The 24,324-nt window shown below is 43.2% G+C and carries 22 protein-coding genes, 1 pseudogene and 1 riboswitch; of the genes and pseudogenes, 18 read left to right on the top strand and 5 right to left on the bottom strand.

Annotated features, from left to right (window positions below):
- Positions 1–83 precede the first annotated feature (83 nt).
- Complete coding sequence (locus E2L07_RS20800) at positions 84–317, bottom strand: hypothetical protein (protein ID WP_166740058.1); 234 nt, start codon at positions 315–317, stop codon at positions 84–86.
- A gap of 308 nt (positions 318–625) precedes the next feature.
- Between E2L07_RS20800 and E2L07_RS10785 the strand changes: the two genes are divergently transcribed.
- Positions 626–781: a MerR family transcriptional regulator gene (locus E2L07_RS10785; protein ID WP_134229557.1), complete on the top strand. Its 156-nt coding sequence runs from the start codon at positions 626–628 to the stop codon at positions 779–781.
- Positions 782–1,531: 750 nt separating this feature from the next.
- Here the strand turns inward: E2L07_RS10785 and E2L07_RS10780 are convergent.
- Positions 1,532–1,801 carry a CotD family spore coat protein gene (locus E2L07_RS10780; RefSeq protein ID WP_083757562.1) on the bottom strand — a complete coding sequence of 90 codons (270 nt, stop codon included), beginning with the start codon at positions 1,799–1,801 and terminating at the stop codon, positions 1,532–1,534.
- A gap of 402 nt (positions 1,802–2,203) precedes the next feature.
- Between E2L07_RS10780 and E2L07_RS10775 the strand changes: the two genes are divergently transcribed.
- The 15 genes from E2L07_RS10775 to E2L07_RS10705 all read left to right on the top strand — a co-directional run bounded on the left by E2L07_RS10775 (position 2,204) and on the right by E2L07_RS10705 (position 19,662).
- Complete coding sequence (locus E2L07_RS10775; RefSeq protein ID WP_134229559.1) at positions 2,204–3,052, top strand: DUF72 domain-containing protein; 849 nt, start codon at positions 2,204–2,206, stop codon at positions 3,050–3,052.
- Between the two features lie 23 nt (positions 3,053–3,075).
- Complete coding sequence (locus E2L07_RS10770; protein ID WP_053430338.1) at positions 3,076–3,897, top strand: sulfite exporter TauE/SafE family protein; 822 nt, start codon at positions 3,076–3,078, stop codon at positions 3,895–3,897.
- A 26-nt stretch (positions 3,898–3,923) separates the two neighbouring features.
- Entirely contained in the window at positions 3,924–5,312 is a 1,389-nt protein-coding gene (locus E2L07_RS10765; protein WP_053430339.1) for a bifunctional metallophosphatase/5'-nucleotidase, read from the top strand.
- Positions 5,313–5,388: 76 nt separating this feature from the next.
- Positions 5,389–5,682, top strand: a complete 294-nt coding sequence (locus E2L07_RS10760; RefSeq protein ID WP_407901439.1) for a YunC family protein — start codon at positions 5,389–5,391, stop codon at positions 5,680–5,682.
- Between the two features lie 120 nt (positions 5,683–5,802).
- A complete protein-coding gene (locus E2L07_RS10755) occupies positions 5,803–6,597 on the top strand; it encodes a thymidylate synthase (protein ID WP_053430340.1) in 795 nt (264 codons plus the stop codon).
- Entirely contained in the window at positions 6,594–7,085 is a 492-nt protein-coding gene (locus E2L07_RS10750) for a dihydrofolate reductase (protein ID WP_053430341.1), read from the top strand. The genes E2L07_RS10755 and E2L07_RS10750 overlap by 4 nt, the downstream gene beginning before the upstream one ends.
- A gap of 81 nt (positions 7,086–7,166) precedes the next feature.
- A riboswitch (Lysine riboswitch) is annotated at positions 7,167–7,342 on the top strand.
- A gap of 147 nt (positions 7,343–7,489) precedes the next feature.
- Positions 7,490–9,040, top strand: coding sequence for a Na+/H+ antiporter NhaC family protein (locus E2L07_RS10745; protein WP_053430342.1), 1,551 nt, complete (start codon positions 7,490–7,492; stop codon positions 9,038–9,040).
- Between the two features lie 347 nt (positions 9,041–9,387).
- Positions 9,388–10,395 (top strand): substrate-binding domain-containing protein, encoded by a 1,008-nt coding sequence (locus E2L07_RS10740; protein WP_053430343.1) that lies wholly within the window; start codon positions 9,388–9,390, stop codon positions 10,393–10,395.
- 13 nt (positions 10,396–10,408) lie between these two features.
- The gene (locus E2L07_RS10735; RefSeq protein ID WP_053431921.1) at positions 10,409–12,217 is read left to right on the top strand and encodes a sensor histidine kinase; all 1,809 of its coding nucleotides are present in this window, start codon (positions 10,409–10,411) and stop codon (positions 12,215–12,217) included.
- A gap of 14 nt (positions 12,218–12,231) precedes the next feature.
- The gene (locus E2L07_RS10730) at positions 12,232–13,449 is read left to right on the top strand and encodes a response regulator transcription factor (RefSeq protein WP_053430344.1); all 1,218 of its coding nucleotides are present in this window, start codon (positions 12,232–12,234) and stop codon (positions 13,447–13,449) included.
- 297 nt (positions 13,450–13,746) lie between these two features.
- Positions 13,747–14,826 (top strand): multiple monosaccharide ABC transporter substrate-binding protein, encoded by a 1,080-nt coding sequence (gene chvE, locus E2L07_RS10725; protein WP_053430345.1) that lies wholly within the window; start codon positions 13,747–13,749, stop codon positions 14,824–14,826.
- Between the two features lie 100 nt (positions 14,827–14,926).
- Complete coding sequence (gene mmsA, locus E2L07_RS10720; protein WP_053431922.1) at positions 14,927–16,474, top strand: multiple monosaccharide ABC transporter ATP-binding protein; 1,548 nt, start codon at positions 14,927–14,929, stop codon at positions 16,472–16,474.
- A complete protein-coding gene (gene mmsB / locus E2L07_RS10715) occupies positions 16,461–17,627 on the top strand; it encodes a multiple monosaccharide ABC transporter permease (RefSeq protein ID WP_053430346.1) in 1,167 nt (388 codons plus the stop codon). The genes mmsA and mmsB overlap by 14 nt, the downstream gene beginning before the upstream one ends.
- A 416-nt stretch (positions 17,628–18,043) precedes the next feature.
- Positions 18,044–19,561 carry a sodium-dependent transporter gene (locus E2L07_RS10710; protein ID WP_053430347.1) on the top strand — a complete coding sequence of 506 codons (1,518 nt, stop codon included), beginning with the start codon at positions 18,044–18,046 and terminating at the stop codon, positions 19,559–19,561.
- Positions 19,558–19,662, top strand: a complete 105-nt coding sequence (locus tag E2L07_RS10705; RefSeq protein ID WP_010899576.1) for a methionine/alanine import family NSS transporter small subunit — start codon at positions 19,558–19,560, stop codon at positions 19,660–19,662. The genes E2L07_RS10710 and E2L07_RS10705 overlap by 4 nt, the downstream gene beginning before the upstream one ends.
- 125 nt (positions 19,663–19,787) lie before the next feature.
- Here E2L07_RS10705 and E2L07_RS10700 read toward each other — a convergent pair.
- Together E2L07_RS10700 and E2L07_RS10695 are read right to left on the bottom strand one after the other, a co-directional pair.
- A pseudogene (locus E2L07_RS10700) lies at positions 19,788–20,367 on the bottom strand (transposase); the annotation flags it as partial.
- Positions 20,368–20,805: 438 nt separating this feature from the next.
- Positions 20,806–21,819 (bottom strand): M23 family metallopeptidase, encoded by a 1,014-nt coding sequence (locus tag E2L07_RS10695; protein ID WP_134229556.1) that lies wholly within the window; start codon positions 21,817–21,819, stop codon positions 20,806–20,808.
- Positions 21,820–22,103: 284 nt separating this feature from the next.
- Here E2L07_RS10695 and lipA point away from each other — a divergent pair, with 284 nt between their 5' ends.
- Positions 22,104–23,063, top strand: a complete 960-nt coding sequence (gene lipA, locus E2L07_RS10690; protein ID WP_083445452.1) for a lipoyl synthase — start codon at positions 22,104–22,106, stop codon at positions 23,061–23,063.
- An 84-nt stretch (positions 23,064–23,147) separates the two neighbouring features.
- On the opposite strand, the gene E2L07_RS10685 is transcribed toward lipA, so the two are convergent.
- Positions 23,148–23,807 (bottom strand): YhcN/YlaJ family sporulation lipoprotein, encoded by a 660-nt coding sequence (locus E2L07_RS10685; protein WP_134229555.1) that lies wholly within the window; start codon positions 23,805–23,807, stop codon positions 23,148–23,150.
- 179 nt (positions 23,808–23,986) lie between these two features.
- On the opposite strand from E2L07_RS10685, the gene E2L07_RS10680 reads away from it, so the two are divergent.
- Positions 23,987–24,268: a YutD family protein gene (locus E2L07_RS10680; protein WP_010899571.1), complete on the top strand. Its 282-nt coding sequence runs from the start codon at positions 23,987–23,989 to the stop codon at positions 24,266–24,268.
- Positions 24,269–24,324: the final 56 nt, after the last annotated feature.

Raw genomic sequence — 24,324 nt, 5'->3', positions numbered from 1 at the left:
CTCTCATTTAGTGATTTTCGGAGGAGATAGTAACCGAATGAAAGAGTCATTCCTTTTGAACAATATGTAAGGAATAAGTGTTATTAAGTGGCTGCAAAAAGGCTTGCCGTTTTATGCATTTTTCTCTTGCCAAATACAATTACACCTGACTGAAATAACAAAACCAATCCGATAACAGTAAAGAATATTGAATTTATAAAAACGTAAATACTTGATTTAACTTTTTCTCTTAATAAAGTCAAATACAAATAATTACACACCAAAAATAATGTTATTAAATAATAGACAGGTCTTAAAAAATCAAATGTTTCCATCACTTGTATAACACTCCTTTCTTATCTAGTCAATTAAAATTATACCAAAAAAAACCGTTGATAAAAAAAACTCAGTAAATGGTATTTTTTTAAATTAAATTCCTCAATACATTCTAAACACACTCGCCGTATACGGACCCGTACGTACGGTGGTGTGAGAGGTCGGAGGCTAACCGCCTCCTCCTACTCGATTGGAATGTTACTTTTTACACAACAAGTTATCAAATTGATAAAAAGCAAAACAGATGTATTGACCCTGACATGATGTCATACTTTACTATAAAATTACAGTTTTTGAGGAGGGGCTGAGGTTGAAAATTAGTGAACTATCGAAAAAAACAGGTGTCAGCATTCGTTCCTTACGTTATTACGAACAGAAACGGTTGCTTCATCCTACTCGTTTGAAAAATGGCTATCGTGAATATGATGAGTCTGACATTGAAAATGTAAAAACGGTCCAATCTTAAAGCATCGATGACAAACTTTAACTTCTTTTTATTCATATCCGTAATCTTATAATCGTTTTAACTTTTTCGTTAATACTGTTTGTTGATCCAAAAGAACAAAAAACAAGGGCCTTCTTGGCTCTTTTTCTAACCTATTAATTAATATGATTGAACATTTTTTGAACTTTGCTAAAGGCTAAGTACATCATCAATAGAATAATAAGACCACGTACAGTTATACCAATGATCTATCCAAATAGGCCAATGTCCTCGTTTAAAAATTTCCTTGTGTAGTAATACACCGTAGATGCAACCAAGAAATAGAACATAAACCCTAAATGCTTCATGATGTGTTTCTCCTCAAGTTTTTTCATAAAATAGAACAATCCTAGTCATGTTTTGTTTGCGAATTTCTTATCTGTCATAAAATAAAGTCCAGTTATGCTAAATGAGATCAAATAGTATTGATGCCACATCAATTCCCCATCTTTAATGCCCCAAAGCACTTGAGTTAGAAAAATTGAGACGAATAAAAAGGTGTAGAAGAAGTACTTATGGATAGACTTCATATCAATCCCTCTCTTCCTTCTCTAGTTATATCATTTAAGTGCATAGATGGGAATGATATTGATCGTTTTATGAGTAATCACGCCCAAATCGTTATACTCCACATGATATGATAATAAATAAAAAGATGAAGAACGGTTCTCACAGCAAAGCCCCTCATGCTCATGAAGAGTGAGGGGCATTTTGCTCCATGCAATGGTTAGCTTACCACCAGCTAAATGGTCTTCTTGGCCTAGGAGCTGGAGCAACAAAATCCTGTCTGGAGGCAGTGCGGACGTCAGATGTAGTGTGTGGGAATGAATGAACGAATTGGAAGTTCGTATGCAGACGCCGCGTTGTGTGGCTCGGATGAACGACTGGGATGACAACATTTTGCTTGAAAAGTTCAGAAAAATGCCGCGTTGGTGCAACTTGGGCTGGTAAAGTTCTCGTCGGTAAATGGTGGACAGGTGGTCTACGGTGACAAGGAAACATGCTAAAATCTCTCCTTTCTTTCAGTGAGGATGATGCTTACATATTATTCAAATCGCTACTGGAGGTCTGGACTCCGTTGTGAAAAAGGCGTATAACGAGGAAGGTCCACGAGATCTCTTTTATTTTTTGGAATGGATCGGTTGAGGGTGTTGTGCTGCAAATCCTCATAATAAAAAAAGGCTATCGAAATCCTCCTCGATTGATTCGATCGAGAGCTTCAATTCAATAAATAGGGAAAGATACGAAGGCAAGTATGTAATCAAAAATTTTTTCTTCATGATTCTGATATCGTTCGTAGGTTATCATCCAAAGTTTACCACGTCCAAGAGAGAGGAAGCGTGCGTTATGATATGAACACATGATATGATGGAAGTGAAGGATGATAGATAAAAGGTGAATGGAATGATTTACATCGGATTAACCGGGTGGGGTGACCATGATGAGTTGTATACGATGGGAACCAAACCGAGTGAAAAACTTTATACATATGGGAGCCACTTTCCGACGGTGGAAGTCGACTCGTCGTTTTATGCGATACAGCCAAAAAGGAATATGGAAAAATGGGCAAGTGACACCCCTGATTGCTTTCGTTTTGTCGTGAAAGCCTATCAAGGATTAACAGGCCATCAACGGGGGGAGATATCGTTCTCCTCCAAGGAGGACATGTTTGCCGCCTTCGTAGAGTCCCTTCAGCCGCTCCTAGAGTCGAACAAGCTGGCTATGGTGTTATTTCAATTTCCGCCATGGTTTGATTGTACGAAAGAGCATGTTCGTTATTTACGCTATTGTAAGCAGCTAATGGGCCAGCTTCCGGTGGCGTTGGAATTTCGCCATCAATCGTGGTTCCGTCCCAGTGTTCGAGAGCGAACCCTCGCGTTTATGCGTGAGGAAGGATGGATTCATAGCATTTGTGATGAGCCGCAAGCGGGGGAGGGCTCTGTTCCAACCGTTTTAGTGCCATCGAACGAAGAAAACGTCCTCGTTCGCTTTCATGGGCGCAATGTGGAAGGGTGGCGCAGGCCTCAGGAAGGGAACTGGCGTGAGGTTCGTTACTTGTACCGTTATTCGAAAGAAGAATTAGCCGAGTGGGCAGAGCATTTGAAGCAGCTTGCAGCCCAAGTAAAGGATGTCTATGTCCTGTTTAACAACAACTCTGGGGGCGACGCAGCAGCGAATGCGAAGCAAATGCTAGAGCTCTTAGAAATCGAATACCATGGGCTCACACCGAAGCAGTTGAATTTGTTTGAATAGCAGTTCTGTAGGAGGAATTTTCGTTGGAGTGGTTCATTTTAGTTTGTGTCGGTCTCTTAGCTGGGACAATCGGTAGTTTAATGGGGCTTGGTGGCGGCATTATCGTTGTCCCGGCCCTTCTTTGGTTAGGGGGTACTGCACTTTTATCGGAGGCGGTGACCCCGCAGGTGGCGGTTGGGACGTCGCTATTAATCATGATTTTTACGGGACTGTCATCCACGTTTGCCTATATGAAAAAAGGGACGGTGGACTATAAGAGTGGCTTGATTTTTTTCATCGGTAGCGGTCCAGGAGCGCTAGTCGGGGTGTGGCTTAATCAAGGGTTACAAGTCCAACAGTTTCAAATTTTTTTCGGGCTATTTGTCATTCTTATGTCGTTTTTGTTGATGATTCGTCATCGCTTAAAGCCGATGGAATTAAAGAAAAAGGGGATTTGGCGGGTGTACGTCGATCCTGAGGGGCAGCGCTATGAATATGGGTTTCAAGCATGGCTTGGCATTCTCATTGCTTTTTTTGTCGGTCTTCTCTCAGGGTTGTTCGGAATTGGTGGGGGCACCTTGCTCGTGCCAGCCATGATTTTACTTTTTGCGTTCCCGCCCCATGTGGCAGTTGCCACATCGATGTTTATGATCATTTTTACGGCGTTGCTCAGTTCCCTTTCCCATCTTGCATTAGGGAATGTGAATTGGCTGTTTGCTGCAGCGCTCGTCCCAGGGGCTTGGATTGGTGCGAAGCTAGGTGCAGTTTTAAACACGCGCCTGAAAAGTGATACGATTGTGTTTGTGTTTCGCTTGTTTTTATTGTTTGTTGGCCTCCGTCTTATTTATGAAGGCTGGCTCGGTTAAATTGTTACATATGGGAGGGCATCTTCTTGGCAACGATACCATTAACGATTTATCATATGAATGATCTTCATAGCCATTTTACGTATTGGCCACAGATTGTCTCCTACATGAAAAAAGAACGGGAAAAAACAGAATCTTACCTGTTGCTCGATTTAGGAGACCATGCGGACCGAAGTCATGTTATAACAGAAGCGACGATGGGGAAAGCAAATGTTGCTCTTTTAAATGAGTTAGGGATTGATTATGCGACGATTGGAAATAACGAAGGAATCACTTTCTCGAAAGAAGCTTTAAATGAATTATATGCTCATGCCTCCTTCCCTGTGGTCGTCGCCAACTTATTTGACGAGGATGGAATGCGGCCAGCATGGGCGACTCCTTATGTCCTTCATACGGTATCGGAGCAGCTCACGATTGGAATGATTGGTGTAACGGCTCCCTTTACCCCATTCTACCGCGAGTTAGGCTGGGATGTTCGCCGTCATGAAGAGGTGTTGCCGCAGCTACTTGAAGAGGTTAAGGGGCAAGCCGATGTTGTGGTTTTGCTGTCCCATCTTGGGCTGTTTCGAGATGAAGAAATAGCCGAGCAGTATGAAGGAATTGACCTTATTTGTGGGGCTCATACCCATCACGTTCTCCCAGAAGGAAAGCGATTGTATGGCACGCTTATTACCCAGGCAGGCAGGGGTGGCAAATGGCTTGGTAAGGTAGAGCTTACGTATGATACGGAAGCCCGCTGTATTGCGGAAAGCAACGCGCAACTGATCGATATGGAAAAAGAAGCCCCAGATCAAACGACTCATCTTCAGCTAGAACATTTAAATAGGGAGGCAAAGCAGCATTTATCACAAGAGGTTGCCTACCTTTCGCAGCAACTGACCGTCGACTGGTTTATCCCTACAGAAGGGGCCCAGCTATTATGTGATGGGATTACAGAATGGTGCGGGGCGGATATTGGGATGATGAATGCAGGTGTACTGCTTGAATCGATTGGCCCTAACATCGTAACCGTAGGTGACATTCACCGCATTTGTCCACACCCAATTAATCCGTGCCTCGTCAAAATGACAGGTGATGCCCTTTTAGAGACGATCAGGCGTGCCCACACTAGGGAAATCATTGAGCTTGAACTAAAAGGATTTGGCTTTCGTGGCAAAGTACTCGGAACGATGCTTTTTACAGGCATCGACATCAGCCTCAGTGAAGAACGAGACGGAACGTTGGAAGTGACGGAAGTGAAAATTGCGGGCGAACCTGTTGTCAAAGAGCAGCTTTACGAGCTTGCCACCCTAGATATGTATACGTTCGGTTATTTGTTTCCGAAAATTGCAGAATCTCAGGAGAAGCGGTATTTCATGCCGGAAATGCTTCGCGATGTGTTGGCGTGGCAGCTGAAAAAAATCGAACACCGGTAGTATGTGCACTTCTTTCATCGAACTCCCATATTCTATAAAGGAATGAGATGAAGAAGGAGTGACGAAGGTGTTAGAAATGAATCCGATTGACATTGAAGGTCACACGTTTCTTGCTGTCACCTTGAAGCTTCCAAAAACGAACTTTATGGCGGTCACGTCAGAGAAAGGGTACATTATGTGTGGGGCGCTCGATGTAGCATTATTAAATGAAAAGTTAGCAGAACGAAAAATTATCGCTGGACGTGCAGTCGGTGTTCGCACCATCGATCAATTGCTCGACGCTCCCCTTGAATCGGTCACATTGGAGGCAGAAGCTTGTGGGATTACGGAAGGAATGAAAGGGCGAGACGCTCTCTTGAAAATGGTATAAAACTAGGAAAAGCGGTCACGCTGAAGCAAGTGGGCCGCTTTTGCTTTTTATACGTACCTCCTAACAGTAAATCATGTATAATACGTGTTAGGTTAGACGAATACATAGGAGTGATCGTGTATGGAACAATATTTAGAGCTTTGCCGCCACGTTCTCGAGCATGGAACCGAGCGATCAGATCGGACAGGAACAGGGACGATCAGCGTTTTTGGCTATCAAATGAGATTTGATCTCCAAGAAGGATTTCCCGTTGTTACGACGAAAAAACTGCACCTGCGGTCGATCATCCATGAACTGCTTTGGTTTTTAAAAGGAGAGACTAACATCGCCTACTTGCAAGAGAATGGTGTGCGAATTTGGAACGAGTGGGCCGATGAAAATGGGGAACTCGGTCCTGTATATGGTAAACAGTGGCGCTCATGGGAAGGCGCGAATGGGAAAACGATCGACCAAATTTCTCAAGTCGTAGAAGCGATTAAACATCAACCGGATTCAAGACGATTGATCGTAAGTGCTTGGAATGCAGCGGAGATTGAAGATATGGCTTTAGCTCCATGTCATTGCCTATTCCAATTTTATGTGCAAGACGGAAAGCTATCGTGTCAGCTCTATCAGCGAAGTGCAGATATTTTCCTAGGCGTTCCTTTCAACATCGCTTCATACGCCTTGTTAACAAAAATGATCGCCCAAGTATGCGATTTAGAAGAAGGAGAGTTTGTTCACACGTTCGGTGACGCTCACATTTACTTAAATCATATCGAACAAGTAAAATTACAGTTAACGCGAGAGCCAAGACCATTACCGGAGATGCGTTTGAACCCAGAGGTTCGTTCATTGTTCGACTTCACGTTCGATGATTTTGAGCTTGTCGGTTATGACCCGCACCCTCATATAAAAGGAGAAGTGTCTGTATGATTTCGTTTATTGTTGCGATGGACAAGCATCGGCTCATTGGAAAAGAGAATGACCTTCCGTGGCGACTCCCTGCCGATTTAGCCCATTTTAAACGGGTAACTTCGGGACATACGGTGATCATGGGACGGAAAACGTATGAGTCGATCGGCAAACCGTTACCAAATCGCCGAAACGTCGTCGTCACAAGATCGCAAGCATACACAGCCGAAGGGGTTGACATCGTCCATTCTATCGATGAAGCTATAAGGCTCACAGAACATGAAAACGAAACGTTTGTCATTGGCGGTAGTGAACTGTTTAAAGCTTTTTGGCCCCACGCGGATCGGATGTATGTGACCTACATTGATGAGGTTTTTGACGGTGATACGTATTTTCCAGAGATTGATGGACAGGAGTGGGAGCTTGTGTCCGTTGAGGCGGGCACTGTCGATGAAAAGAATGTCTATCCTCATGAGTTCAGAGTATATGAGCGTCAAGCGAAAAACTAGCGAATATTTACATTGCGACATGAAATATATTATGGTAGAATAACTTACGATTAATTGAATAGATGGTGTGCCTCATCCACAAGATGGGGTAGAGGAGCGGGTTTTAAGAGTAAGCGCTTGGAGGATGACAACGAGGATAAGCGCCGAAAGGAAAACTCGCCGAAGCGGAAGATGAGTCAAGCGTCTTCTTGCTGGGGTTGCATTGAATAAATGCAACACTGTCACAGCTTGTTTTGCTGTGGAGAACTACTAACGTTGTGATGGGGTTTCCTTGTGCGGATAAAAGGGCAATGGGAGAGATCGATCTCATCATTGCTCTTTTTTTGTGCCCTAAGTAATAGATATAGAAGAAGGGATTCGCTGAAAAGCGTGATTCCATTACGACGAAGAATGGAGGAACGAATATGGAAGGGAGCATTTGGTCATTGATCCCACCGCTCCTTGCGTTGGTGATGGTGATTTTGACAAGGCGTGTGCTGCTGTCGCTCGGGATTGGGATCATTGTCGGTGCGATCATGCTTAATGATTTTGCGATACTTGAGAGCATTAAGCATGTAGCAGAACTCGTCGGCGCCATTTTTGTAACTGAAGGAGCCATCAATGACTGGGAATTGTTCATTATCTTTTTCTTGCTTTTGTTAGGTATGATGGCTGCCCTTATGACACGCTCAGGTGGAACGCGGGCGTTTGGTGAATGGGCTGTTCGTAAGGTGAAAACTCGCGTGGGCGCACAACTGCTAGCGTTTTGGTTAGGGATTATTGTATTCATTGACGATTATTTCAATAGTTTAACCGTAGGTAATGTGAGTCGCCCGCTTACGGACCGTCATCGGGTTTCACGTGCGAAGCTGGCTTACATTGTTGACTCAACGTCAGCGCCAATCTGTGTCATCTCGCCGATTTCTAGCTGGGGAGCGTACATTATTACGATCATCGCTGGGATATTGGCGACACATGGAGTGACGCAATACGGTGGATTGCAGGCGTTTGTCATGATGGTGCCAATGAACCTTTACGCTATCGTTGCCATCGGTCTTGTATTTGCAGTTGCATGGTACAACTTAGATGTTGGCGCGATGAAGATTCATGAAACCAAAGCTGTGGAGACGGGAGAGCTTTTAGATGCAGCGAAAGGCCCAGCTCCTGGTGAACAGGATCAAGTGAAAGTGGTTAAGCAAGGACGGGTGTCCGACTTGATTTTGCCGATTGTTGCTCTTGTGATCGGGACCGTTACATTTATGATTACGACCGGAATTCAAGGAACAGAGGGAACGGTCACTATTCTTTCGATTTTTGAAAACACGGATGTGGCGAGAGCTCTCGTGTATGGTGGGCTCATCGGGTTTATCGTGGCGTTGGTGCTCAATTTAGTTAAAGGTGCAAATGGGTTAGGCGGCTCTCTCTGGGCTGGAATAAAATCGATGCTTCCGGCAATTTATATTTTGATTTTTGCTTGGACATTAATTGGGATTATCGATGGTCTCGGGACTGGAGGCTATTTAGCGTCCCTCGTTGATGGGAGAATTCCACCGATGCTGCTTCCTGCGATCCTATTTTTGATTGCTGGTGTGACTGCCTTTTCCACAGGTACATCGTGGGGGACATTCGGTATTTTATTGCCGATTGCTGGTGAAATGGCGGCCGTAATCGATGTGACGATGATTTTGCCAATGTTAGCGGCTGTGTTGGCTGGGGCCATCTTTGGTGACCATTGCTCACCGATCTCTGATACGACAATCTTGTCGTCCACAGGGGCGGGAAGTCACCATATTGATCACGTGATTACCCAGTTGCCATACGCGATCCTTAGTGCAGTTATTAGCTTTATCGCGTTCCTCGCCCTCGGCATGACAAACAGTGTGCTAATAGGTCTCGCTGTAGCGATTGGATTGCTCGTTCTCTCCGTGATCATTTTGAAAAGAATTGCAGCGGATAAGCAACCAGTTTCATCTTAAAGAAAAAAACGAACTAGCCAAACGTAATCAAAAAGGTTCGGATCATCAAAATAAAATGATCCGAACCTTTTTGTGTATACGTATAACGAGACGGACGTTTCTAGGTTGATGGTCTAAATCATGAGACGCCTGCGGGAAAAGCAAGAGCTGATGATCCATCGGGGCGCTTTCTCCTGATGCTATCGAGTGTATTTTGAAACAATCAATCCCATAGCAATTGACCAAAAATAAAGAAGGACATTTGATCTAGATAGATACAAATGATGATCTAGTTGAATGATATAATCTTAGTAGATCGTCTAATGGCAAATGATCGGTAACTGATTTTTTGAAAGGGGTTTCATGGGATGAAAAAGCTGTTGCTTGTCTATGTAGCACTTATTGGGCTGTTTATGCTGTATGTATATCATGCTCACTTTAAGGAACCAGTTGCCAACCCTTGGGATACTCGCGGGTTACAAGGGGATCTGAATGAAACGTATATGATGATCACCTTTCAATCCGGGATGGATTATTGGAAAAGGTGTTTAAAGGGCTTTGAAGATGCGGCCCAAGCATTAAATGTGACGGTTGAGTATCGGGGAGCTGCCCAATATGATATTCAAGAGCAAATTACTGTATTAGAGCAAGCGATTGCCAAAAATCCTGCGGGTATTGCCATTTCAGCAATTGACCCAGTGGAGCTTACGGATACGATCAATAAAGCTGTCGATGCAGGTATTCCGATCGTGTTGTTTGATTCAGGTGCCCCTGACAGTCACGCTCATTCCTTTTTAGGGACGAATAATTATAATGCAGGAATGAATGCGGCCTATAAAATGGCTGAACTGTTAGATGGAGAAGGTGAAGTAGCGGTCATTACTCTTCCGAATCAATTGAATCATCAAGAACGTACGACTGGGTTTAAGGAGACGTTGGAAGCGGAATTCCCTGCAATAGAAGTGGTTGCAGTTGAAGATGGTAGGGGAGATAGTCTTCACTCTCGAAGGGTGGCCCATCAATTGCTAGAGGATTATCCGAATCTGGTAGGTATCTTTGCCACTGAGGCTAACGGGGGCGTTGGAGTTGGTGATGCGGTTCGTCTAGAAAGTAGAGCCGGAGAAATTCAAATTATTAGTTTTGATACGGATAAGGGAACGCTTGATTTAGTTGACGAAGGCATTATCTCTGCCACTCTGGCACAAGGCACGTGGAACATGGGATATTGGTCGTTAACCTATTTATTTCACCTCCATCATGGGCTTACAGAACCGCAAATTCTCCAGACACGAGAGGAAGCCCCATTACCGTTATATGTGGATACTGGTATTACGATCGTGACAGATGAAAATGTTGATTACTATTATGCGGATTAGGTGAAGCAGTATGATGCATAAACTAGCAAAACTAAATAGCTTACCGATACGTTTTAAGCTTGTGATTCACTTTTTACTTATTAGTATATTACCTTCTCTATTATTAGCGGTGCTCGTTGGCTGGGCAGTTGATCGGATTATTGAACAGCAGGTAAACGAAAATACATTACAGCTTATTGATAAAGTAAACAGCACGATTGAAGCACACATTGAAAACGTCCAAAATATGACGTATTTTATTTCGCTTCACTCCAATATTCAACAGTTTCTCGATGGAACGCTAGAACACTTAGGACCAGACGAAGAATATGAGATATCTAAATTTTTGCAAAACTTTACGACCTTATATCCTGAAATCGCAGGTATTTTAGTAGTCAATCAACAAGGAGACTATTTAAGCAATGAGCTATATACAAGGTCATCCTTTAATTTGAATCAAGAAAGCTGGTATCGCCAAGCCGTTGAAAATAAAGGGATTGCTAAATTAATTGGCAAGCCACAAGGGAGACGAATTACATCACATGTTCATTATCGTGAAGATGAAGTAGTGACAGTCGTACGTGCCATTATCGATTCAACTACTGGTGAAGAAAAAGGCGTCATTTTAATTGATTTGAAGCTTCGAGTGATCGAGGAAGCTGTTCGTGATGTGCGGTTAGGGAAATCAGGCTATTTAATGGTGGTGGATCAAAAGGGTGATCCTATTTATTCTCCTGCGCCATCAATCATGTATGAACAATCTTTTGATCACCGTTTTTCACAAAACTATGGAATTTTCACTGAGGAAGTAGAAGGAGAACGTTATCAATTAATGTATCAGCAATCAGCGTTTACGGGATGGACGTTGATTGGTGTTTTTTCAACAGATCAATCGGTAGAAGAAGTACAGCAAATTTTATTCTATGTCGTTACGTTCGTTTTTTTTGTCTGCTTTGTCGGAATTACTGCTTCCTACTTTTTATCTTATACGATCTCTCGCCCGATTAATCAATTGATGCTTGCGATGCAAAAGGCAGAATCGGGGGACTTAACGAGTCGATATGAAGGGGAGGAGCAAGATGAGGTTGGCCGTCTGGGCCGTAGTTTTAACACGATGATTGAGCAAATTGGTAAGCTAATTTCCTTAACAGAACGCCAAGAACGGAAAAAGCGTGAGGCGGAGCTGCACAGTCTCCAAGCGAACATTATACCGCATTTTCTGTACAACACACTGGATACGATTCAATGGATGGCACGCAAAAAAAATGCTTCAGATGTAGCCGATCTAGTCGGAGCACTCTCGAAATTATTTCGAATTGGCTTAAGTAAGGGGGGGACGATTATCCCGTTAGTTGATGAAATCGAGCATATTAAAAATTACCTGCAAATTCAGTCGGTCCGCTACAAAAATAAACTGAACTATTCGTTAGTTATGCCAAGTAATATGGAGCATTTGTCCATTTTAAAAATCGTTTTACAGCCGATCGTAGAAAATGCTATTTACCATGGGATTAAAGAAAGACGTGGCCCTGGCTTGATCACGATTGAAGCTGAACGGGAAAACGATATGCTCATCATTCGTATTCGAGATAACGGAAAAGGAATCAAGCCAGAAACGTTGCAGCAATTAAGGACAAATGTAAACCTCTTTTTGGAGAAAGGGGATAAGGAGGGTGGACAGCGGTTAACGAAGGGGTATGGGTTAATTAATGTTCATGCGCGCTTAAGGTTGACGTTCGGTGAACCGTACGGCGTAAAAATTGACAGTGTGTTTAATGAAGGGACAGTTGTTACAATTTTCCACCCGATCCTTGAGGGTGGAGTAGAGACAAAGAGGGCATAAAAAGGGGGAGCATGATGGATTCATGGAACGTATTGATTGCGGACGATGAAATCATTATACGGGAAGGAATAAGAGATGCGATTAATTGGAGCGAGCTTCAGTTAACCGTTGTCGCTGAAGCGGAGGACGGAGAAGAAGCACTAGAGCTCGCACTTGAACACCAAGTCGACATCTTACTTGCAGACTTGAATATGCCAATTATGAATGGTCTTACATTAATAAAACAGCTTCGGACCGCTTTGCCTCATTGCAAAGTGATCATTATTACAGGACATGATGAGTTTGTGTATGCCCAAGAGGCGATTCGCTTAAGTGTTGTTGACTATATCATTAAACCTGTAGACGCGGATCAGCTTTATGAAGTGTTAAAAAAGGTATGCATTGAGTTAACAGAGGGGCAAAATCGAAAAAGGGAAGAGACCTTTACAGCAAAACAGTTAGAGAAAAACATCACGCTGCTTAGGGAGCAATTTTGTTCTAATTGGGTGATGGGGGCCTTAACGAACGAAGAGGTGGCTGAACAGTTGTCGTTTTTACAGCTACCCGATACATTGCCTTCTTTTATTGGCGTTATCCGCTGTCCAGAGTTACAGCCGGCTCAATCCTTTATGTCTGACCTTGAGGGACAAGAGCTATTCCGTGCCTTCGAGCAAGAGGTTGTACGTTTTTTCAACGGTTCTTCTTATGTGAAAGCGTCAAATCAAGTGGAGGGTTTCATCTATTTTATTTTATGGGGAGAGGTAGAGGAGGAGCTGTTTACACAATTGGAACAAAAGGTTCAAGAAACCTTACAGCTGATGGTCGTCCAATCTTATGAGCGCTTAACGGGAGAGCTTTGTGACCTTCCCCAATCATTTCAACGCTGCAAAGAAAAAGTATACAACTTAGTTGAGGTTTCACAAATTGTGAAAAGAGCCGAACAATATATGAATGCCCATTTTTATCAATCCAGTTTAAGTCTTGAAACAGTGGCTGACTCTTTGCAAGTATCGTCCGCCTATTTAAGTCGGTTGTTTAAAGAACAATTAGGGATTACCTTTACACATGCTTTAACGAAACTAAGGATAAAGCGTGCAATTCAATTATTGCATTCCACCAATTTAACAATCAATGAAATATCGGAAAAGGTAGGCTACGAAACGCAGCATTACTTCAGTACAGCGTTCAAGAAGGTGATGGGCGTTTCCCCTAACAGGTATCGAAAAGGAAAGGTTGTCTCCCGGCAGAAGTAGGCTTTAGCAGTAATATAACTGTTTCAAGAGCGGCTGGGACAACTATAAAAAAAGGTTCGGACTTTCAAAACAAAAGGATCCGAACCTTTTTTTGTTGTATACGCATAACGAGACGCCTGCGACAAGCGAGTGTATTTTGAACAATCACCCCCATTATGAACTGTATTTTGTCCCATTCACAGGAACGATAAGTTAAAGAAGTTATAAAAATTTAAAAAATATTGCAAAGATTTATGACAGCGCTTTCATTAGAATGACCATATACGAAAGATTCCAATTTCTAAGGGGGAAACGTACATGAAGAAGAAATGGCTATGGGGCTCCATTCTTTACCTTACTGTATTAGTACTCACGGCGTGTGGCGGTGAAGGAGCTAGTGGAGACGGTAGTGGAACCGTTGGGATATCTATGCCTACACAGTCTTCAGAACGATGGATTGCTGATGGAAACAACATGGTAGAGCAATTTGAAGCGTTAGGGTACGAAACCAACTTGCAGTACGGGGAAGATGTGATCGAAAATCAGATCGATCAAATTGAAAATATGATCACAAGGGGTGTAGATGCTCTCGTCATTGCTGCAATCGATGGAGAATCATTAACCGAGGTGCTTGAGTTAGCTCATTCTATGGAAATTCCCGTCATCTCGTACGACCGCTTGATTCGTAATAGTGAGCATGTAAGTTACTATGCTACGTTTGATAATTACCAAGTAGGCGTTTTAAAAGGGGAGTACATTGAAGGGTATCTAGGTCTTGATGAAGGAGAAGGTCCGTTTAACATTGAGTTGTTTGCCGGTTCACCTGATGATAACAACGCGTATTTCTTCTTTGATGGTGCCATGTCTGTACTCCAGCCGTACATTGACAACGGACAGCTCGTTGTCCAAAGTGGGCAGACCGATTTTCAACAAGTGGCCACTTTAAGATGGGACGGATCTCTCGCCCAAGAGCGTATGGATAATTTACTAAGCGGCTTCTATACAGACAAAACATTAGATGCTGTTTTATCTCCATACGACGGTATTAGCATAGGCATTATTTCCTCGTTAAAAGGAGTCGGTTATGGCTCAGGAGATTTGCCAATGCCAGTCGTTACAGGTCAGGATGCGGAACGTCCATCGATTGCTTCCATTATTGCAGGGGAGCAAACACAGACGATTTTTAAAGATACACGTGAGCTGGCAGGAAAAGCGGTAGAGATGGTGGATGCTGTATTAAAAGGGGAAGAGCCTGAGGTGAATGATACGGAAACCTACGAAAACGGGATAAAAGTTGTACCATCGTATCTGCTAGAACCTATTTCAGTTGACATTAACAACTACAAAGAAGTGTTAGTCGGCAGCGGGTACTATGATGAGAGTGATTTTGAAGAGTGAAGAGTGAAGATCGGAGCGATTTAGTGGTAGTTAAGTCTATCACTAAATCGTTGTTTCACGATCTGTGATATGAAAACAGCCAAGGAAGTAGGTGATGAACATGCCTAATTGTTTGTTGGAAATGCGGAACATAACGAAAGCCTTTCCTGGTGTGAAGGCACTAAATAACGTTAATCTGAAAGTCGAACAAGGGGAGATTCATGCATTAGTAGGTGAAAACGGAGCGGGAAAGTCTACGTTAATGAAAGTACTTAGCGGTGTTTATCCCCATGGGACGTACGAGGGCGATATTTTATTTGAAGGTAGAGTTTGTCAATTTAAGGATATTAAAGAAAGCGAACAGCTCGGAATCGTTATTATTCACCAGGAGCTAGCCTTAGTTCCCGAATTATCGATCGCAGAAAATATTTTTTTAGGGAATGAACTAGCGAAGAATGGAGTGATTGACTGGAATCAAACGATTACTGAGGCAGCGAAACTGCTAAAAAAAGTCGGATTATCTGATTCGCCGAGAACGTTAGCAATGAACATCGGGGTCGGTAAGCAACAGCTTGTGGAAATTGCTAAAGCATTGTCTAAGAAAGTGAAGCTACTCATTCTTGATGAACCGACCGCCGCCTTGAATGAAGAAGATAGTCAAAATTTATTACATTTGCTGCTGGAGTTTAAGAAGCAAGGAATGACGTCGATCATCATTTCTCATAAGTTAAATGAAATATTGTATGTGGCAGATCATTTAACGATTTTGAGAGACGGTCAATCGATTGAAACACTGTCGCTACAGAGCGGAGAAGTAACAGAGGATCGGATCATTAAAGGAATGGTCGGACGAGACCTCGAGAACCGGTTTCCGCCGCGGGAGCCAAAGATTGGCGACGTGATTTTCGAAGTGAACCATTGGCACGTGGACGACCCGCTCCATCCAGATCGGTCGCTAATCAAAGATGTTAACCTTTACTTGAAACGAGGGGAAATTGTTGGGGTTGCAGGTTTAATGGGGGCTGGAAGGACCGAGCTAGCGATGAGCATCTTTGGTAAATCTTATGGAAAGAACATTCGCGGTCAGCTGATAAAGGATGGAAAAGAAATAACGGTCCATTCAGTAAAGGATGCCATTGATCACGGTCTCGCCTATGTAACCGAGGATCGTAAAACCTATGGATTGATTTTAATCGATGATATTAAACACAATATTTCCTTAACGAGCTTAGAGAAGCTATCAAAAAACGGTGTCGTTGATAAAACACGAGAAGTAAAAGAAGCTGAGGACTTCCGAAAAAAAATGAACATCCGTACCCCTAGCATTGACCAGAAAACGGGAAATTTAAGTGGTGGCAACCAACAAAAGGTCGTTTTAAGTAAATGGATCTTATCAGGGCCTGACATTTTGATATTGGATGAGCCCACTCGGGGAATCGATGTAGGGGCGAAATACGAGATTTATAGTGTCATTCATGAGTTGGCTGCCCAAGGCAAAGCCGTTCTGGTTATTTCTTCAGAGCTTCCGGAGCTACTCGGTTTAAGCGATCGGATTTACGCACTATGTGAAGGTCGAATAACTGGGGAGGTTACTCGAGAAGAGGCCAATCAAGAGATCTTAATGAAGTACATGACGAGGACAGGAGGAAATGGGCATGAAGTTAGCTGAACTTTTAAAAAATAATATGCGTTCCTATGGGATGATCGTCGCGCTTATGTTTATCATTTTGTTATTCAGCGTGTTGTCCGACGGAATTTTGTTACGCCCACTAAATGTAACAAATTTAATTTTGCAAAACAGTTATATTTTAGTTCTTGCGATCGGTATGGTGATGGTGATTATTGCGGGGCATATCGATTTGTCCGTTGGTTCCGTCTGTGCTTTTGTTGGGGCAATTGCGGCCATTTTAATGATTGATATGCAGCTTCCTACAGCTCTTGCTGTACTAATCTGCTTATTGCTGGGTGCTCTTATCGGTGCATGGCACGGATTTTTTATTGCTTACTTAAAAATGCCGTCTTTTATCGTCACATTGGCCGGCATGCTTCTATTTAGAGGGCTGACGATGGTCGTGTTAGGCGGTCAATCAAAGTCCCCCTATCCACCTGAATTTATCTTGATTAGTTCAGGATTCCTACCTGATATCCCTTTTTTAGGATTGGCCTCTTATCATACATTAACGATGTTGATCGGTGTGGTGCTTTCTCTGTTTGTTATCTTTAGCGAGCTTAAAGAACGACGAGTCCAGATAAACAATCAATTTATGGTACTTCCCAAAGGGTTTTTTATCGCAAAATTGATCGGAATGGTAGCGATTATTAACATTTTTACGTTTGTCTTAGCTTCTTATAGAGGGATTCCAAATATTCTTGTGATTCTTTTTGTGCTTATTGTTCTCTTTTCGTTTGTCATGAATAAAACGGTGATCGGACGCCACATTTATGCAACAGGAGGAAATCAAAAAGCCGCAGAGTTATCCGGTGTCAAGACGAAGCGAGTGACGTTTTGGGTTTTTGTTAACATGGGTTTTTTATCGGCCATGGCAGGATTAATTTACGCCGCCCGCCTAAACTCAGCAACCCCGAGAGCCGGTACGATGTTTGAGCTTGATGCGATTGCTGCTGCTTTTATCGGTGGAGCTTCAATGGCCGGAGGAGTCGGGACGATTGTCGGTGCTGTTGTTGGGGGGCTCGTAATGGGGGTTATGAACAACGGAATGTCATTACTTGGGGTTAGTATAGACTGGCAACAAGCCATTAAAGGACTCGTTCTGCTAGCTGCGGTCGGTTTTGACATTTATAATCGAAACAAAGCAAAATGACGTAAACAAAGCTCTTGTCGTTATGTGCGATAAGAGCTTCTTTAACTTTTATTGTTTCAAGGAAGAGTAGTGACTGTGTCGAGGCCCTCTGTTATCAACTTTTACCCCATAATGCCATCAAAATTGGATGATTAATACCGGATGATTAGGACAAACAAACTATTTGGATATATATAAATTTTCGAAAAATACCTTTACAACTGATCTTTTTAGACATTATAATAAGATAGCCCGTCAATCAAGAACAAAGAAGGGGTGAGAAAGGACAAGCTCTGGATAATTTAAAGGCTCTGCTACAAAGGGATCTAACTTGTAAGGGCAGAAGAAAATTATCCTAGCATATACTAACGGTTGAATTTTCTGAATATACTTATTTTTGAAAGAATAATATTTCTGTTACGAAAGGAGTAAAGAAAATGAGAGAACAATGGGGAACAAGAGCCGGGTTTATCTTGGCTGCTGTTGGATCCGCTGTCGGATTAGGAAACATTTGGCGCTTTCCTTATGTTGCCTATGAAAACGGCGGTGGGGCATTTTTCATACCTTATTTATTTGCATTGTTAACAGCAGGGATTCCATTACTAATCATGGAGTTTACGATTGGACAAAAATACCGCGGTTCAGCGCCATTATCATATGCGCGCATGAACAAAAAAGCAGAATGGATCGGGTGGTGGCAAGTCGCGATTTCCTTTGTCATTGCCACATATTATGCCGTCATTATCGCTTGGGCAATGTCCTATTCTGTCTTTGCCATCAACTTAAGCTGGGGCGAGGATACAGGTGGATTTTTGTTTGGTGAGTATTTGAAGCTCGACGTTGATCCAGGACAGATCGGATCGTTAGTACCGGGCGTCTTCATCCCGTTAGTATTAGTCTGGATTGTTGCATTAGGTGTATTATTTGCCGGGGTTAAGAAAGGGATCGAGCTGGCTAACCGGATTTTTATTCCAACATTGGTCATTATGTTTTTAATTATCGTCATTCGTGCAGTTACCCTTGAAGGAGCCGCTATCGGATTAGACGCTTTCTTCAAACCAGATTGGTCAGAAATTCTCTCACCTGGGGTGTGGGTCGCAGCATACGGGCAAATTTTCTTTAGCTTGTCGATCGCCTTTGCGATTATGATTACGTACTCCAGCTATTTACCACGAAAGGCTGACGTCAACAACAACGCGTTCATTGCTGGTTTTAGTAACTCTGGGTTTGAATTGTTAGCAGGTATTGGGGTTTTTGCCGTGTTAGGATTTATGGCCACTCAAGCAGGGACGACTGTTGGAGAAGTAGCCGCAGGAGGGATCGGGCTAGCCTTTGTGGTCTTCCCGCAAATCATTAACTCCTTGCCTGGACTAAATGGACTTTTCGGATTTTTGTTCTTTGCATCACTAGTCTTTGCCGGGTTATCATCGCTAATTTCGATTGTTGAAACGTTTGTATCGGCGCTGCAAGATAAATTTAAGATTTCACGGACAAAGGCGGTTCTTTTTGGTGGAGGGTTGTCCGCGCTAATCTCCCTTCTCTTTGCGACACAAGGTGGACTTTTCCTACTTGATGCTGCAGATCACTTCATTAACAGCTTTGGTGTGGCGTTAGCAGGTCTTGTATCGGTTGTTGCTGTTTCGTGGTTCTTCAAGCAGCTTAATCCGCTACAAAAGCACGGAAACGAAGTGTCTGATCTTCGCACAGGTACATGGTGGAAGGTTTGCTTAGGGGTCATCACACCGATCGTGCTTGGCTATATGGCGGTGCAAAACATCATTAATTCCATTAGCGAAAATTATGAAGGTTATCCGACGAGCTTCCTCCTTTATAGTGGTTGGGGTGTAGCGGTAGGCGCGATCATTGTCGGCTTCATCCTTTCATTAACGAAATGGAAAGCTGGTGATCTGGAGGTTCCATCTGAAGATCAAGAAAAAGGAGCTGATTTTTCATGAGTGTGAGCGCCATTATTATGATGATTACCGGTATGGTCATCATTTGGGGAGGATTGGCCCTTAGCATTTTACATGCAAGAAAAGCATCACGGGCAAAATAACAGACGTTTTTAGCAACAAAGGGCTGTTCCAAAAGCACCTTAAAACATAAAATCGGGAGAACCGTTTGATGCGGTTCTCCTAATTTTTGTGTTGATGTGTTTTAGTTGGTTCCTTCTGGTCTGTCGATCTGTTCGTCTCTTTTGGTGAGTTCCTGTTCCACGGATCTGACGCCGGCTTGAAACGTTTCACTGGAGATACGCTTTTTTTTCTCTTCATACTTTTGGAACTCTTTTTCCAAACGAATGTATCCTTATTGGCGTTCGCTTCGATTTTCGTCCCATCCAGAAAGTACGATGATCCATCGACGTAGCCTTCCGTGATCAAAAGATGCGTCAATCCCGAAAACAATGTGTTAATCAACGGTTTCAATTGCTCCGAGCGAAATGATTAATCGTCCGGAAGTCGGGTGTCTGTCTGGCGGCGAGCCACATTATCGAAAGATGTTCAGTCAAACCCTTGGCGATCGCACGACACGAAAACTACTTTGCTGTACTCATACAATTGGATTTTCGTCATCATTTTCGGGTGATATGCAGGACGACCGCCCCCATTGTACACCTCGTCCAATAGCTGATCATCCAACGGTTCGACCATGTCATTTACCACACGTGCCATATGGTTCTCTTGAATGTGATCGGAAAAATCCACAGGAAGCACGAGTTGATCATGGTATGTTGCTGATAAGTAGCCGTTTGGTTACGCAAAAAAATCGCCTTCTTTCGTTTGAATTTTGGTAGAGGTACCTTCATTTTAAACGATCGGGCGACTTATTTTATATGTTCTTTCGCGCGTTAATGGGAGTCGAACGAGCGACAGGCGGCGACTCCTGCGGGAAAAGCAACAGCGGAAGATCGCCGAGAGTGGGGTTCTCGAGGAAGCTGGAGCGTTGCCCGCGGCAAAGAAAACACGACGAATGCAAACAAAGTGTGCGTGAGTCGATGTTGCACTTGTGCCTGTGGTGAAAGCGTCCGCCAAGTCGCCATTTCGAACAAATAAGCAAAGGAGCTGCTTCAAAAATCTATCTTTTGAGGCAGCTCCTTTGTCAATATAATAAAGAAAAGCAAAGTCGGCTTTCGCGAGCTCATCGTATTCCTTTCTCTTCGTTGCTTCAGTCCAATCTCCCTATGTTTTTAAACCGGCGCTTATTTCTTCTTTTTTCGTTCCTGATACGCCTTCCGTTCCCAACTCTTTAAGGAAGGATAAGGGTCAAAGGACCATTCAGTATATCCGTTGTCTCGGTACATGCCGTAGTGCAAATGTGGCGGGAACTTGCCTTGAGTACCTGGTTTTCCATAGCCAGAGCTTCCGACATATCCTATAACATCCCCAGGAGCAACCACTGTTCCTTTTTCCACCCCTTTTTCGAATCCACTGAGGTGGGCGTAATAATGGTAGACGTTATCCAAGTCACGAACTCCAATTCGCCATCCACCGTATTTGTTCCATCCCTTAATCTCGACAATTCCATATGCCGTTGCCATGACGGGAACGTTGTAGTTGGCAAAAATATCGGTACCTTCATGGATACGTCGGCCACCCCAGCCCCGCCGATCACCCCAAGTGCTTCGATAGCTGTAATTATGATGAAGGGGAAGGGGGAATGTATGGTCATCTAAATCCAATGTTTTAAACGTTTTGTACACATTTGCGTGACCGTAAATAATATTTACCGATTGCTCTCGCTGATAATATTCCCATAGAGCGATGCGAAAGTCTTCCTCTTTGAAGCCGTATGATTCTAAATAGCGAGCAAAGGTATATAGCACGTCTTCATCATTGTTACGATCTGCGACTCCATCACCATTTCCGTCTAAGCCCACCCCATTAAACATGCTGATTGAGAGTGGGTTCGTATCTTCTAAATCTGGATTTAGCGGGCCGACCCATTGCTGTGGTGAGAAATAAATGGCGATAAGACCTTCTTCAGCAGGTCGGTCTTTTTGGGCCCGGCGTAACCCCCGTTCATATGTGTCAACGGCGGCAAGATAATACCAGGGCACATTTGTAATAGCCTCCATTTTTTCATAAAGCGTAAGCCGTTGTTCATATTTTTGCTCGAGGGACAATTCGTTCGATGCCTTTGCCAATCCTTCGGGAGCGTGCTGAACGAAGAGGATTGACGTTAACGTGAGCAAAATAATTGCGATTCTTTTCATCCTACGGTAAGCTCCTTTCTAGATTCCACCATTCCCGTTCTATTGGTCAAATTCATGGTCCTTTCTAGTTTGGAACGATTTTGCTGGAATGATGGGCGTAAATTGCTGGCAATTTGTGCGGGTATTTGGTGTTCTTGTACTATTCGTGATACAGTATATAGAGATCCCATGGGCTGATTTCCGAAGTGCGGTCTTTTTTCACTTTAAGAAAGTTGAGCTTTTGTAAAGGACGAAAGGATAAAGAAAAACAAGAGCTTCCGCCATGAAGACTTGGGGTAAAAGCCGTGTTTTTCCAATCACGCCCGAAAACTTGGAGATGGAGTGAAGAAATAATGGCGAAGAAAGAAGAGTATGTACGCAAGCCGGATTGGCTAAAGATAAAGCTCAATACGAATGAGACGTATACAGGCCTGAAAAAAATGATGCGCGAGAAAAATTTACATACGGTTTGTGAAGAAGCGAAATGTCCAAACATTCATGAGTGCTGGGCTGTGCGGAAAACGGCCACTTTTATGATTCTTGGGGATGTATGCACGCGCGCATGTCGATTCTGCGCTGTTAAAACAGGGCTTCCGAACGAACTTGATCTACAGGAACCAGAGCGCGTAGCAGAATCGGTTGAAATTATGGGCTTAAAGCACGCCGTCATTACTGCTGTGGCTCGTGATGATTTGAAGGATGGTGGAGCAGGTGTATTCGCGGAAACCGTTCGCGCGGTTCGCCGTCGTAATCCATTTTGTACGATTGAAGTGCTTCCATCAGATATGATGGGGAATGACGATAACTTAAAAACATTAATGGACGCAAGACCGAACATTTTAAACCATAACATTGAAACGGTTCGCCGTTTGACTCCAAGGGTTCGTGCAAGAGCAACCTATGAGCGCTCCTTAGAATTTTTACGTCGCGCAAAGGAAATGCAACCTGATATTCCGACAAAGTCAAGTCTCATGATTGGCCTTGGGGAAACGAAGGACGAGATTATTGAGACGATGGATGACCTTCGTGCGAACAATGTGGATATTATGACAATCGGTCAATATTTACAGCCGACGAAAAAGCATTTGAAGGTGCAGAAATATTACCATCCAGACGAATTCGCTGAGTTGAAGGAAATTGCGTTAAGCAAAGGATTTAGTCATTGTGAAGCGGGTCCGCTCGTACGCTCTTCTTACCATGCCGATGAGCAAGTGAATGAAGCACAAGTGCGTGAGGAAGCGCGCAAGGCAGCGGCGAAATCATAACAGGAAGGCATACACAGCCTAGATTTGGTGCACGAAAATAAGAGACGGCTCTACTGGCCGTCTCTTTTCTGCCTTTTGCTTACGTTAATCATTCTTACGAGAATTACCTTGTTGCAAGAGACGCTGGTGCTTTTTCTTCATATAGTCCATATTGTCATCCTTATCGCCTTCATACCAGCCTTGAGGCGATTGTTTCATCTTCTCGATCGTTTGCTCAATCGTGTTTTCGATGTTTGGAGAATTGCTTTGTAATCCTTGGAAACGTTCAATGTCTTGGAAGTGCTCATGGTCATCGGAAATGTAGACATCATAATATCTTGGCGCGACAGATAAAGCCGTACGCTTCACCTGATCGGCCACATAGTCACGATTGTCTGCATTGGTCGTATAAGTCACAAGGATGTGCTCATCAGTCACTAGAGTTGCGGCTTCGTCAACCGTCTCGTTTGTTAATACGAGACGAGTGATTCCATCGGCCAGACGATCTCGGTCAATGACAGGAGTGACTGTTTGCTGGCCATTTTCTTGATGTACTTGAACCCGTTCATACCGTCTATAACCAAGCGCTAAAGGTCCTGCATCGGTTCGGTCGCCTTGGTTTAAAACATTATAACCTTCTCCATCGACTTGCTGATTGTAATAAGAATTGCGGCTGTTTACTTCAGGCTGACCTACCTCAGGTGCTCGACAGCCAACGGTGAAGCACAGCCCAAAAATCATCACGTAAATCATAAGCTTTTTCATCATCTTTCCCTCCTCTTTTTAAAGAATGACCCAACATGTACCGATTTACTGATTGAAAAAGATGGATATTTTCTAAGAAGAGAGGATGGACGTTTCCGAACAATGTGATACAATATAGGTGTTTAGAATCAAGAGAAATAAGAGCAAAGGTCTCTGTTTCGTAAGAGAGGTGGGCCAGGATGGTTCGCATTTCAAACATGCAATTTGAAGTGATTGAAAACGTAAAAGACGGGTGGAATGAAGAGGCATTTGTTGAGCGATACAGCGATGTGCTCAATAAGTATGATTACATTGTCGGCGATTGGGGATACAATCAATTGCGGCTTCGTGGCTTCTTCGATGATCAAAATAAGAAATCAACATACGATAAAAAAATTAGTACTCTTCAAGATTACTTGTACGAGTACTGTAATTTCGGATGTGCTTATTTTGTCGTCAAACGAGTAAAAACGGAATCTTGATATACTTAACAGCCGAACAAATCGTTCGGCTGTTATTAGTATGAAGAAAAATTTTT

Origin of the sequence: Halalkalibacterium halodurans (assembly GCF_004376175.1) — a bacterium.
Classification (GTDB): domain Bacteria; phylum Bacillota; class Bacilli; order Bacillales; family Bacillaceae_D; genus Halalkalibacterium; species Halalkalibacterium halodurans.
The sequence above is the reverse complement of the archived record's forward strand: the minus strand, read 5'-3'. Positions and strand labels throughout refer to the sequence as shown.

Excerpts from the sequence above, each read along its gene's own strand:
- E2L07_RS10685 (WP_134229555.1), bottom strand. The coding sequence starts at position 23,807 with ATGAAAAAGCTTATGATTTACGTGATGATTTTTGGGCTGTGCTTCACC.
- E2L07_RS10705 (WP_010899576.1), top strand. The coding sequence starts at position 19,558 with ATGAGTGTGAGCGCCATTATTATGATGATTACCGGTATGGTCATCATT.
- E2L07_RS10780 (WP_083757562.1), bottom strand. The coding sequence starts at position 1,801 with ATGTTTCCTTGTCACCGTAGACCACCTGTCCACCATTTACCGACGAGA.
- E2L07_RS10745 (WP_053430342.1), top strand. The coding sequence starts at position 7,490 with ATGGAAGGGAGCATTTGGTCATTGATCCCACCGCTCCTTGCGTTGGTG.
- E2L07_RS10775 (WP_134229559.1), top strand. The coding sequence starts at position 2,204 with ATGATTTACATCGGATTAACCGGGTGGGGTGACCATGATGAGTTGTAT.
- E2L07_RS10730 (WP_053430344.1), top strand. The coding sequence starts at position 12,232 with ATGGATTCATGGAACGTATTGATTGCGGACGATGAAATCATTATACGG.
- E2L07_RS10750 (WP_053430341.1), top strand. The coding sequence starts at position 6,594 with ATGATTTCGTTTATTGTTGCGATGGACAAGCATCGGCTCATTGGAAAA.
- E2L07_RS10695 (WP_134229556.1), bottom strand. The coding sequence starts at position 21,819 with ATGAAAAGAATCGCAATTATTTTGCTCACGTTAACGTCAATCCTCTTC.
- E2L07_RS10680 (WP_010899571.1), top strand. The coding sequence starts at position 23,987 with ATGGTTCGCATTTCAAACATGCAATTTGAAGTGATTGAAAACGTAAAA.
- E2L07_RS10760 (WP_407901439.1), top strand. The coding sequence starts at position 5,389 with ATGAATCCGATTGACATTGAAGGTCACACGTTTCTTGCTGTCACCTTG.
- chvE (WP_053430345.1), top strand. The coding sequence starts at position 13,747 with ATGAAGAAGAAATGGCTATGGGGCTCCATTCTTTACCTTACTGTATTA.
- E2L07_RS10710 (WP_053430347.1), top strand. The coding sequence starts at position 18,044 with ATGAGAGAACAATGGGGAACAAGAGCCGGGTTTATCTTGGCTGCTGTT.
- E2L07_RS10755 (WP_053430340.1), top strand. The coding sequence starts at position 5,803 with ATGGAACAATATTTAGAGCTTTGCCGCCACGTTCTCGAGCATGGAACC.
- E2L07_RS10740 (WP_053430343.1), top strand. The coding sequence starts at position 9,388 with ATGAAAAAGCTGTTGCTTGTCTATGTAGCACTTATTGGGCTGTTTATG.
- mmsB (WP_053430346.1), top strand. The coding sequence starts at position 16,461 with ATGAAGTTAGCTGAACTTTTAAAAAATAATATGCGTTCCTATGGGATG.
- mmsA (WP_053431922.1), top strand. The coding sequence starts at position 14,927 with ATGCCTAATTGTTTGTTGGAAATGCGGAACATAACGAAAGCCTTTCCT.
- E2L07_RS10735 (WP_053431921.1), top strand. The coding sequence starts at position 10,409 with ATGCATAAACTAGCAAAACTAAATAGCTTACCGATACGTTTTAAGCTT.